Below are 12,494 nucleotides of genomic sequence, written 5' to 3'. Positions count from 1 at the left end.
TAACTGACAGTTTTTTTGATAAAGCTACAATAGATGTGGTAAAATACAAACAAAAGAGAGGTGGAAATATGTATATTGTTAAAGTTCTTGTGGAACATGCAATCTATAAATTAGATACGACCTATGACTATTTATCTAAATATCAAGTTTTGGCAGGTTGTCGAGTCCATATCCGTTTTGGTTATCAACAACTTGTAGGTTATGTTGTTGAATGTCAAGAAACACTTTTTACTCAAAAACAATTAGAAGAAAAAAATGGTTTTAAATATTCTTTTATCCAAGATGTCATTGATCAAAAACCATTACTTAATCAAGAATTACAAGAGCTTGCAAATTATCTTTCAAAACAAACGCTTTCTACAAGAATCAGTTGTTTACAATGTATGCTACCACCTCAATTAAAACCAAGTACCAATCATAGTGTTGGCATTAAATATCAAAAAGTTGTTTCCTTTGTAAAAGATATTCCCCTTAAAACAACAAAACAACAAGAAGCTTTAAATTATATAAAAGAACACGATTTATTACCCATAAAGGATTATCCTTTTTCAACAGCTCTTTTAAATAATATAGAAAAACAAGGAGCAATTATTTATAAACAAGTAGAAGTTTATCGAAATCCTTACAATGAACATCTACAACAAGAAGATTATCCCTTGACTACTAGCCAACAAAAAGTTGTTAATCAAATATTAGCATCTTTTCATCAATTTAAAACCTTTTTACTTTATGGAGTCACAGGTTCAGGAAAAACAGAAGTTTATTTACACCTTTCTAGATTTGTGATTGAACAAGGAAAAACTGTCTTGATGCTTGTCCCTGAAATTGCTTTGACTCCAATGATGGTCTCTGCTTTTAAAAGCCGTTTTGGAAAAAGTGTCGCTATCTTACATTCAAAATTATCAGCGGGAGAAAGATATGATGAATATCGTCGAATCATTGATGATGAAGTAAAAATCGTCGTTGGAGCAAGAAGTGCTGTTTTTGCACCACTGGAAAATATAGGTTTGATTATTATGGATGAAGAACATGATGCCAGTTACAAACAAGAAAGTCCACCACGTTATTTAACATCTCAAGTAGCGAGAAAAAGGGGTGCTTATCATCAATGTCCAGTTGTTTTAGGTAGTGCCACACCTTCTCTTGAAAGCTATAGTCGTGCTTTAAAGGGTGCCTATGAATTATGTATACTTTCTCAAAGGGTCAATCAAAAACCTTTACCACAAATTGAATTGATTGATATGGTCGAAGAAATGAAAGCACATCATTATGAAGTATTATCAAGGAAGATGAAAGCTAAAATACAAGAAACAATCGATAAAAATGAACAAGTGATTTTATTGCTTAATAAAAGAGGTTATTCAAGTTATGTTCGTTGTTTAGATTGCGATGAAGTATTAAAATGTCCTCATTGTGATGTATCTTTAACTTATCACAAAGATACTCATACAATGCGTTGTCATTATTGTGACTTTCAAGTACCTTACCAGCAAAAATGTAGTCATTGTGGAAGTACTAATATTAAACTGATTGGTAGTGGTACCCAAAAGATAGAAGAATATTTACAAAATAATTTTATAAATTCAAGAGTGATTCGTTATGATGTTGATTCTACAAGAAAGAAGCAAGGACATCATCAATTGCTTAAACAATTTGAAAATCAAGAAGCAAATATTTTAATTGGGACACAAATGATTGCTAAAGGATTAGATTTTGAAAATGTGACTTTTGTAGGAGTTATTAATGCAGATCTTTCTTTAAATATTCCTGATTTTAGAGCAAATGAAAGAACATTTCAATTATTAGAACAAGTTTCTGGTAGAAGTGGTCGAGGGAAGAAACAAGGAACAGTGATGATTCAAACGTATAACCCTGATCATTTTGTTTTACAATGTGTTAAAAATCATGATTATCAAAGTTTTTATCAAAAAGAAATGGAAATGAGAAAACTTGCGAAATATCCACCTTATTGTTATTTAATAAGTATTTTAGTGCAAGGTAAAAAAGAAGATGATGTGACTTTTTGCAGTCAACAAATAAAGGAATATTTAGTAAAACAATTACCGAAGGCAATTGTTTTAGGACCTGCTAATTGTACGATTTATAAGATGAATGATATTTATCGAAAGAGAATGACACTTAAAATAACGAATACAACACATGTTTATGAGGTGTTGCATGCAATGAGTGATTATTATAATAAAAAAGGAAGAAAGGTAAATGTGATATGTGATTTTAATCCATACACAACGATATAGTTATGGCAAGAGAAAATGCATTTATGATTTTAAATCAATATTTTGAAGATGAGAGTTTTTTAAATATTGCTTTAAATGAACAATTAAAGAAAAGTAATTTAAAAAGAGAAGATAAAGATTTATGTACAACCATTGTTTATGGAACAATTCAAAATCTTTTATATATTCAATATCAACTTCAACCTTATATTAAAGGAAAAAGAGTAAAGAAAAAAATAAGGACACTTCTTTATATGTCTTTATATCAATTGATATATTTAGATAAAATACCTGAATATGCCATTATTAATGAAGCGGTTAAAATAGCTAAAAAAGAAGGTTATCAAACAAGTCAATTTGTAAATGCGGTATTGAGAAATTTTACAAGAAACGAAAGAAGATCATTAGAGGAATTAGATGAATTAGAAAAAATCTCGATTATGACATCACATCCTTTATGGATGGTCAAAATGTTTAATAAACAATATGGCTTAGAAAAAACAAAAATGATTTGTGAAGAAGATAACATGCCTCCTACAAGAAGTGGGAGAGTCAATACATTAAAAACAACAAAAGAAGAGTTATTAAAAGAAAGCTGTTTTGAAGAAGGAACATTGTCTCAAGATGCTCTTTTATATAAAAGAGGAAATCTAGCCTATACTTCTTATTACAAAGAAGGTAAAGTAACGATTCAAGATGAATCAAGTCAATTAGTAGCAAGACTTTTAGATCCTCAAAAAACAGATTACGTTTTAGATATGTGTAGTGCTCCAGGAAGTAAAACAACACATCTTGCAGCATTAATGGAAAATCAAGGAAAAATAGAAGCTTATGATTTATATAAGCACAAAGTAAAATTAATAGAACATAATTTAAAACGTTTAGGTGTTAAAAACGTACATGTTCAAGCAGGTGATTCTACAAAGCTCATAGAACACTATCCTCCTGAAACGTTTGATCGTATTTTATTAGATGCACCTTGTTCAGGATTTGGGGTTTTAAAACGTAAACCAGAAATTAAATATCATGATTCGAGTGTGATGGATGGTTTAATCCCATTACAAGCACTTTTATTAGAAAATGCGTATAATTTATTGAAAAATGATGGTACAATGGTTTATAGTACATGTACAATCAATAAAAAGGAAAATGGGATGATGATTGAACATTTTGTTCAAAAACATCCTGATATGAAAGTTATTGAACAACGTACAATTTTGAATTATGAATATCACACAGATGGATTTTATATGTGTAAAATGAAAAAGGGATAGAAGATGGAACATTTATATAATTATTCTTTAGAAGAATTAACTGAATATTTTAAATCAATCAATGAAAAACCTTTTAGAGCAAAACAGGTTTTTCAATGGTTATATCAAAAAAATGCTTTTGATTTTCAAGAAATGTCTAATATATCAAAAGATTTAAGAGAAAAATTGGAAAAACAATGCATCATTGATACCTTTGAAATACAAGAAAAACAAGTATCAAGTGATGGAACTATCAAATACTTATTTAAAATGATTGATGGTAACTTAATAGAAGCCGTTTTAATGAGACATGATTATGGTCAATCATTATGTGTAACAAGCCAAGTAGGATGCAATATGCAATGTGCATTCTGTGCTAGTGGACTTTTAAAAAAACAACGTAACTTAACAGCTGGTGAAATGGTGAATCAAGTCATGGCAGTCACTAAAGATACAGGTATTCGTGTTTCACATGTTGTTGTCATGGGAACAGGTGAACCTTTTGATAACTATGATGAAGTGATGAAATTCGTTAGAATTATTAATCATCCTCATGGTTTAGCTATTGGAGCAAGACATATTACGATTTCTACATGTGGACTTGTCAATATGATTGAAAGATATAGCAATGAAGGGATTCAAACAAACCTTGCTATTTCTTTACATGCCCCTAATGATGAAATTAGAGACCAATTAATGCCTGTAAATAAAGCGTTTAATATGGATTCTTTAAGAAAAGGTGTTGCAGATTATATCGAAAAAACGAATCGTAGAGTGACATTTGAATATATTTTATTAGATGATGTCAACGATTCACTTGTACATGCCAGACAGCTTGCTCATTATATGAGAGGATTGAATGCGTATGTGAATTTAATTCCTTATAATAGTGTTGATGAACATGGTTTTAAACCAAGTAGTCATGTAGAGGAATTTAAAGACGAACTATTAAGATTACATATTAACTGTACGGTTAGAAAAGAACATGGTAGAGATATAGATGGAGCATGTGGTCAGCTAAGAGCAAAACGTAGTGGGGTGATATAATGGAATATTATGCATTGACTGATATTGGAAAAATCAGAGAAAAAAATCAGGACCAGGCAGCAACAGCAATTAATTTGAAAGATCAGGTTTTAGGTGTTGTTTGTGATGGTATGGGAGGACATAAGGCAGGAGAAATTGCATCTCATGTTGTAGAAGAACATGTACTTACATGTTTTAAAGCCAATCCACCTTTTTTGGATGATGAAGAAGTGACAAATTGGTTAATGGATACTGTTTTAGAAGCTCACCAAATTGTAAAAAGAATGGCTAATATGCAAGAAGATACGAAAGGAATGGGAACAACTGTAGCGATTGCGGTGGTTGATGGTGATGATGCTTTCTTTTGTCATGTAGGTGATAGTCGTATTTATGTTTATGATGATCAAGAAATTATTCAAATGACAAGAGATCATACATTAGTGAATGAACTTATTCAACGAGGTGCGATTACTGAAGAAGAAGGAAAGAATCATCGTCAAAAGAATGTTTTAATGCAAGCTATTGGTGTTGAAATGAATATTGTACCAGATATTCAAAAGTATAAATTAAATGGGAAGAATATTTTGATTTGTAGTGATGGGTTATTTAATTCTTTAGAAGATGAGGAAATTTTAAATATTGTTAAAAAAAATATGAATGTTAAAGATAAAGTTCATCTATTGATTGAACAAGCAAATGAACATGGTGGACATGATAATATTGCTGCTGTGTTAATAGAAGGAGGACGTTAAAAAATGAATAAAATCATTGCTGAACGTTATGAATTGATTGATATTATTGGTCAAGGAGGAATGGCAGATGTTTATCTAGCAAATGATACGATTTTAAATCGTACAATTGCTATCAAGATATTACGTACATCTTTAGCGAAAGATCCAATTTATATTGCAAGATTTCAAAGAGAAGCTTCAGCAGCAGCTGCGCTTTCACATAAAAATATTGTTGAAATTTATGATGTTGGTGAAGATAATGATCAATACTATATTGTCATGGAATATGTACCTGGTAGAACACTGAAAGAATTAATTGCTAAAAGAGGAGCTTTACATGTAATGGAAGCTATTGACATTATGAAACAAGTACTTTCAGGAACAGCAAGAGCACATCAAATGGGAATTATTCATCGTGATTTAAAACCACAAAATATTTTAGTAACGGATACAGGAACAGCTAAGATTGCTGATTTTGGAATTGCTTCTATTCAATCACTTACACAGTTTACACAAACAGATGTGATTATGGGTTCTCTTCATTATTTAGCACCAGAATTAGCACGAGGAGAAAAAGCGACAGTTCAAAGTGATATTTATGCTTTAGGAATTGTTTTTTATGAATTATTAAGAGGACAAGTACCATTTAATGGTGAATCTCCAGTGAATATTGCTTTAAAACATATGCAAGAAGATTTACCATCACTTAGAGAATTTAATCCATCTATTCCTCAATCAGTAGAAAATATTATTATTAAAGCAACTGCTAAAAACTTAAATGATCGTTATAAAAGTGCTACGGAAATGTTAGAAGATTTACAAACATGTTTATCTAGAACAGATGAAGAAAAACTTGTTTTTGATCATAGTGATGAAGTGAATGATCCTACGATTGTTGTAAATCCACGACAAATCTTTGATGAAGAAGAACCAGAAGAAGTTGAAGAAAGAGCTGTTGAAAAGAAGAATAATAATGGTAAAGGAAAACAAATTTTAGAAAAATTAAAAAATCCTAAAGTTCTTGCAGGAGTCGTTGCAGGTGTTGTTTTGATTATTGGAATTATTTGTTATTTCTTACTTTTTGGTGGAAATAAACAACCAAATGTAATGCCAGATTTAGTTGGATTGAAACAAAGTGAAGCAGAAAAAATATTAAAAGATTATGATGTTACAATTAATAAGACAGTTTTTAAAGAATTATCTGATGATTATAAAAAAGGTTTAATTACAAAAACTGATCCAGAAAAAGGTTCTTCTATTAAAGAAGGAGATGTTATCACAATTACTGTTTCAAAAGGTAAATATATTGTTTTAGATGATTATACGGGATTAAGTTATGATGAAGCTAAAAAGAAATTAAATAAGATTGGCTTTAAAGTTGATATAAAACGTGAAGTTTCTGATAAAAAGGCGGGAACAGTTTTAGAACAAAGTTTAGAAAAAGGTTATAAACAAGATCCTACAGATAAAGATCGTACAATTACACTTACGATTTCTAAAGGATCCTATGTGATTTTAGATGATTATACAGGTATGAGCTATGATGATGCCTATAATAAATTGAGTGGTTTAGGATTCAATGTTACAAAACGTGAACAAACTTCTGATCAACCGGCAGGTACCGTTATTGATCAAAATTTAGCGAAAGGCTATAAAGTAGATCCAACAGATACAAATAGAAATATTACTTTAACGGTTTCTACAGGATATAGTCAAACAGTTCCTTCTGTTGTTGGTTTAACACCTGATAGTGCGAAGTCGAATCTTGAAAACTTGGGATTTACCGTTTCTATGGAAGGAACACAATTCCCAGAATCTGGTGGAGATGAACGTTATATTGGTGCAGTTTATAAACAAAGTATAGCTGCAGGAACAAAAGTAGATAAAAAAGGAACAACAATTACAATCTATTATTATGAAGACTAACATAGATAAAGGGCGTATTGTCAAGGCATTAGCTGGTTTTTATTACATTGATGATGGTCATGAAGTTCATCAATGTCGTGCCCGTGGAAAATTTAGAAAACAAGATATAAAACCAGTTGTTGGTGATTTTGTAGAATTTCAAAAAGGTAACCATGATGATGGTTACCTTCTCAAAATATTAGAGAGAAAAAATGTTTTAAGAAGACCACCGATTGCAAATATTGATCAAGCATTACTTGTTTTTTCAAGAAAAGAGCCTGATTTTTCAACAATATTATTAGATAAGTTCTTATTATTGATAGAACACTATCATATTAGACCAATCATTGTTATTTCTAAAATGGATATTGAAGGGGATGACTCTATTTATCAATATATTCAAGAATATAGAAATGCAGGGTATACTGTGATTGAAACAAGTTCTAAACAAAATAAAGGAATAGATGAAATCAAGGAAATCTTTAAAGATCAAGTGACTGTGATTACTGGACAAAGTGGTGTTGGTAAATCAACGCTTTTAAATGCGTTAGATATTTCTTTGAATTTAGAAACAAATCAAATATCGAAAGCTCTTGGAAGAGGGAAACATACGACAAGACATGTTGAACTCATGAATTTATATGATGGTTATGTAGCAGATACTCCTGGTTTTTCATCTCTTGAATTAGAGATGGAACCAATAGAAGCAGCGAGAGCATATCATGATTTTGATGAATATGCTACTGATTGTAAGTTTAGAGGATGTTTGCATGATAGTGAACCTCATTGTGCTGTTAAAGAGGCTGTTGATGAAGGAAAGATTTCTAAAGAACGTTATGAACATTATTTAACAATGTTAAAAGAATTAAAGGAAAAAAAGGAGAAACGATATGATTAAAGTTGCACCTTCTCTTCTTTCAGCAAATTTTGCTTGTTTGAAAGATGATATTGAAAAAATTGAAAATGGAAAAGCTGATTGGCTTCATTATGATGTTATGGATGGACATTTTGTACCTAATATTTCTTTTGGATATAGTATTTTAAAAGATGTTTCTAAAGTAACAAATTTATTTTTAGATGTTCATTTAATGATCAGTGAACCTCAAAAGTATGTAGATGAATTTATTAAAAGTGGAGCAAATTTAATTGTTTTTCATATTGAAGCAATGGAAAATAAAGAAGATACTTTAGCACTTATTCATCATATTAAAGAAAATAATGTACAAGTAGGAATAAGTATTAAACCAAATACACCGGTTGATGCTATTCAAGATTATTTATCTTTATTAGATGTTGTTTTAGTGATGTCAGTTGAACCGGGGTTTGGTGGACAATCATTTAAAGAAATTGCTCTTGATAAAATTAAAGATCTAGCTACTAGAAGAAAAGAAAATAGTGCACACTATTTAATTGAAGTAGATGGTGGTATTAATGCTACAACTGGAAAACAATGTAAAGATGCAGGAGTAGATGTTTTAGTTGCTGGAAGTTATGTATTTAATAGTGATGATTACACACAAAGGATTACTTCTTTAAAATGAAAATAGCGTTATGTGCAACACATTTAGAAAAGATGATACTTCCTCAAGACAGAGAATACATTGGGGTGGATCATGGTGTGGAAGAATTATTGAAACAAGGAATTACGCCAAAGTTTGCCATAGGAGATTTTGATTCCTTACAAAATAGACAAACTTTAGAAAATCTAAATATTCAAATTTTACCGGAAAGAAAAGATGTGACAGATACGCATGCAGCTATCGAATATGCAATTTCAAAAGGTTATGATGAAATTGAAATCTATGGGGCTACCGGTGGACGTCTCGATCATTTCTTTGCAGTGATGTGTTTATTAGAAAAATATCAATATATAAAGTTAAAAGTTATTGATCAACAAAACTGTATTCAATTATTAAAACCAGGTAAACATTATATTTATAATCAAGGATATTATTATTTCTCATTGTTTGCATTAAATGAGAGTATTATTTCTATTGATCAAGCAGAATATACTTTAGATCGTTATCTTTTAAAAAGAGAAGATCCTCTTTGTGTTTCTAATGAAGTCAAAGGTGAATACGCTATTATTGAAAATAGTGGAAATATTATTTTAGTTCAATCAAGGGATGCTTAGGCATCTTTTTTGATTGCTCAATATTTACCAAATAAGATATTAAATTTAATAAATGGACAGGTGTAAAAGATGTTTTTAGAATAAAGTGTTATATTATAAGAAGAATATTTAAAAGAGGATGGGTGAACTAAAGTGGAACAAACAGTAAGTAAAATTGAAGAATTATTAGAGAAGCCATGCTATGTGATAGATTTTCTTCCTGAACAGGTAAAACCAAGTTCAAGAGGACAATTTTTTGATGTGGAATGTTATTTACTCAATAGTGATAAACATTTTTTGATGTGGAATGTTATTTACTCAATAGTGATAAACATTTTTTGCTGAAAGATAAATTTGTAAATATCATTATAAAATTAATGTGTTATTATCATGTATCTATACAATTGGATGATTGGATTGACCGACCATCTTTACAAATATTAGAGGATGCAATCAATACAATCATGAATAACCATTCAGGTTGGTTGAATATATTGCTTCCAGATGAAACTGTTCTTGTGGTTTTTGAGTGGGATAACTTAAATTTAACAGTGTATAATCCATCAAAGGAAATACAGGTACTTATGCAAAAGATAGCTTGTTCAGAAGGCCTTTTTTGGCGAAAATCAGATATGATTTGATAATATTTCAAAATTAGAAATGTTTTATAAGAGAAGCAAATAATTCTTATATAAAATAAATTAATGGAGGGTGTTTGTTTTTATATAATAACATGAAAAGATTTTTTGTAGAAAAACTGTGTTTTTGTTTTCTTTTTTATTATATGCTATGATATCAAAAAGGATGTGATGGTATGTTATTAATTGATAAACTAACAAATAAAGTTGATTTTTCTAAAAGTGAAATTATAATTGCTGATTTTATTATTCAATTAGGAGAAAAGATAAAAAATTATTCAGCAAGAAGTATTGCTAAAGAAACTTATACATCACCAGCGACTGTTTTAAATTTATGTAAGAAAATAGGTATTGAAGGTTTTGATAACTTTAAGAAGGCTTATTTAAGTGAAATTGAGTATTTAAATCAACAATTTGGAGCAGTTGATCCTAATTTACCCTTTGATCAAGGAGATACTATTTTTAAAATTGCTAATAAAATGGGTTCTTTATATGAAGAAACAATTAAAGATACATTATCTTTATTACATCATGATTTATTTCAAAAAGCTGTTCAATTATTAAATAATAATAACAATATTCATATTTATTCATATGGAACAGCTTTAAATATAGCAGAATCATTTAAAGAAAAAATGATGAAAATAGGAAAGAATGTATATATTACTAATAATTTAAATTATCAACGTTATGAAGTAAATTGTATTCCTAAAGGGGATTGTGTGATTTTTATTTCTTATTCTGGAGAAACCAAGACACTTATCAATATGGCAAAAACATGTCAAAAGAAAAATATTCCTTTTTTAAGTTTAACTTCTTTTGGAGAAAATACGTTAAGTCAAATGAGTGATGCTAAATTGTATATTTCTACAAGAGAAAATTTAACGCATAATATTGCAAATTTTAATAGTAATTTATCTATTTATTTTTTATTGGATTTATTGTATGCTTCTTATTTTTCTTTAGATTATGAAAATAATTTTAATAAAAAATTACAACTTACATCTAAATCAGAAAGTACAAGACATTCTTCAAATCCAATATTAATGGATGAATCTAAACAGTGTTAAATAATAAAAAATATTTAATTCTAAAATTTTTAAACATTGTTAAAAACGAAAGCTATTCAATTATAAAAGCCTTTCTTCTATGTTTTAATAACCATAGAAGGAGGGCTTTTTAAATGAAAATATCAGATAAATTCTTATGGGGAGGTGCAACAGCAGCTAATCAATATGAAGGTGGTTACCTTGCAGATGGAAAAGGATTAAGTATTGCCGATGTAGAGATGGGAGGAAATATTGATCATCCTCGAGAAATACATGAGAGTGTGCATCCTCATACTTATTATCCAAGTCATGAAGGAACAGGCTTTTATGATCATTATAAAGAAGATATTGCTTTGTTTGCGGAAATGGGATTTAGATGCTTTAGAATGTCTATCAATTGGACACGTATTTTTCCTCTAGGAGATGAAGAAAAACCGAATGAAGCTGGATTAAAATTTTATGATCAAGTTTTTGATGAATTATTAAAATATCATATAGAGCCAGTGGTGACGATTTCTCATTATGAAACACCATTACATTTAGTTCAAAAATATGGTTCATGGAGAAATAGAAAAATGATTGATTTCTTTATGAATTATTGTCAAACAATTTTTAAACGTTATAAAGATAAAGTAAAATATTGGATGACTTTTAATGAAATTAATGAAACGATGAATAAGAAAAATCCTTATCATCAAGCTGGTATTCTTTTTCAAGAAGGAGAAGATAAGGCATCAACTGTTTTACAAGCAAGTCATCATATGTTTGTAGCAAGTGCCAAAGCAGTTATTTTAGGACACCAAATTAATCCAAATTTTAAAATTGGTTGTATGGTTCAATATCCAGAAAGCTACCCAGCAACTTGCCAACCAATAGATCAAATAGCTAAAAGAGAATATATGTTGTTTACACATTATTATTTAGATGTGATGTGTAGAGGATTTTATACGAATACATGTTTGGCTAAACAAGAACAATTGGGAGGAAAATTGATTATTGATGAGGGTGATGAAGAAATATTAAGAAAGGGAACGGTTGATTTTATTGGCTTTAGTTATTATTTTTCTTCTATTGTTTCTTATCAAAGAGATGGTTCAATTAATGCTAAAGGACGTAATCCTTATTTAGAACTTACGGATTGGCGTTGGCATATTGATTCTTTAGGATTAAGAGTTGCACTTAATGAATTATATGATCGTTATCAAATACCATTATTTGTTGTTGAAAATGGATTAGGGGCTGTTGATCAACTTAATGAAGATGGTACTGTAGATGATCAATATCGTATTGATTTTTTAGGAAAACATATTGAGGCTTTAAAACAAGCTATAGAAATTGATCATGTTGATGTTATTGGTTATACAACATGGGGATGTATTGATTTAGTTTCTGCTGGAACAGGAGAAATGAAGAAAAGATATGGTTTTATTTATGTTGATAAAGATGACCAAGGAAATGGAAGTTTAAAAAGATATAGAAAGAAATCATTTTATTGGTATAAGAAAGTAATTGAAACCAATGGACAAACAAAATTTGAATAGG

General features: G+C 29.5%; 10 protein-coding genes. All 10 read left to right on the top strand.

What is annotated here, in order from left to right; genetic code table 11:
- Positions 1–68: 68 nt before the first annotated feature.
- The 10 genes from priA (at position 69) to Fi14EGH31_RS11925 (ending at position 12,493) form a co-directional block, all read left to right on the top strand.
- Complete coding sequence (priA, locus tag Fi14EGH31_RS11970) at positions 69–2,258, top strand: replication restart helicase PriA (RefSeq protein WP_022001657.1); 2,190 nt, start codon at positions 69–71, stop codon at positions 2,256–2,258.
- 2 nt (positions 2,259–2,260) lie between these two features.
- The gene (gene rsmB / locus Fi14EGH31_RS11965) at positions 2,261–3,511 is read left to right on the top strand and encodes a 16S rRNA (cytosine(967)-C(5))-methyltransferase RsmB (protein ID WP_200764846.1); all 1,251 of its coding nucleotides are present in this window, start codon (positions 2,261–2,263) and stop codon (positions 3,509–3,511) included.
- A 3-nt stretch (positions 3,512–3,514) separates the two neighbouring features.
- Positions 3,515–4,537, top strand: a complete 1,023-nt coding sequence (gene rlmN / locus Fi14EGH31_RS11960; RefSeq protein WP_118573335.1) for a 23S rRNA (adenine(2503)-C(2))-methyltransferase RlmN — start codon at positions 3,515–3,517, stop codon at positions 4,535–4,537.
- Complete coding sequence (locus Fi14EGH31_RS11955; RefSeq protein WP_107030128.1) at positions 4,537–5,268, top strand: Stp1/IreP family PP2C-type Ser/Thr phosphatase; 732 nt, start codon at positions 4,537–4,539, stop codon at positions 5,266–5,268. Before rlmN ends, Fi14EGH31_RS11955 begins: the two co-directional genes overlap by 1 nt.
- A gap of 3 nt (positions 5,269–5,271) precedes the next feature.
- Positions 5,272–7,173, top strand: a complete 1,902-nt coding sequence (gene pknB / locus Fi14EGH31_RS11950) for a Stk1 family PASTA domain-containing Ser/Thr kinase (protein ID WP_117788746.1) — start codon at positions 5,272–5,274, stop codon at positions 7,171–7,173.
- A 1-nt stretch (position 7,174) separates the two neighbouring features.
- On the top strand, positions 7,175–8,050 hold the full coding sequence (gene rsgA / locus Fi14EGH31_RS11945) for a ribosome small subunit-dependent GTPase A (protein WP_107030153.1): 876 nt from the start codon (positions 7,175–7,177) through the stop codon (positions 8,048–8,050).
- Entirely contained in the window at positions 8,043–8,693 is a 651-nt protein-coding gene (rpe, locus tag Fi14EGH31_RS11940) for a ribulose-phosphate 3-epimerase (RefSeq protein WP_022001663.1), read from the top strand. The genes rsgA and rpe overlap by 8 nt, the downstream gene beginning before the upstream one ends.
- On the top strand, positions 8,690–9,286 hold the full coding sequence (locus Fi14EGH31_RS11935) for a thiamine diphosphokinase (RefSeq protein WP_200764845.1): 597 nt from the start codon (positions 8,690–8,692) through the stop codon (positions 9,284–9,286). Before rpe ends, Fi14EGH31_RS11935 begins: the two co-directional genes overlap by 4 nt.
- Positions 9,287–10,079: 793 nt before the next feature.
- Positions 10,080–10,973 (top strand): MurR/RpiR family transcriptional regulator, encoded by an 894-nt coding sequence (locus tag Fi14EGH31_RS11930; RefSeq protein WP_117865149.1) that lies wholly within the window; start codon positions 10,080–10,082, stop codon positions 10,971–10,973.
- Between the two features lie 113 nt (positions 10,974–11,086).
- Positions 11,087–12,493 (top strand): family 1 glycosylhydrolase, encoded by a 1,407-nt coding sequence (locus tag Fi14EGH31_RS11925; RefSeq protein WP_200764844.1) that lies wholly within the window; start codon positions 11,087–11,089, stop codon positions 12,491–12,493.
- Position 12,494 lies beyond the last annotated feature (1 nt).

It is taken from the genome of Faecalibacillus intestinalis (assembly GCF_015097455.1).
Taxonomy (GTDB): Bacteria; Bacillota_I; Bacilli_A; order Erysipelotrichales; family Coprobacillaceae; genus Faecalibacillus; species Faecalibacillus intestinalis.
This window is presented reverse-complemented; position numbering and strand designations above follow the sequence as displayed.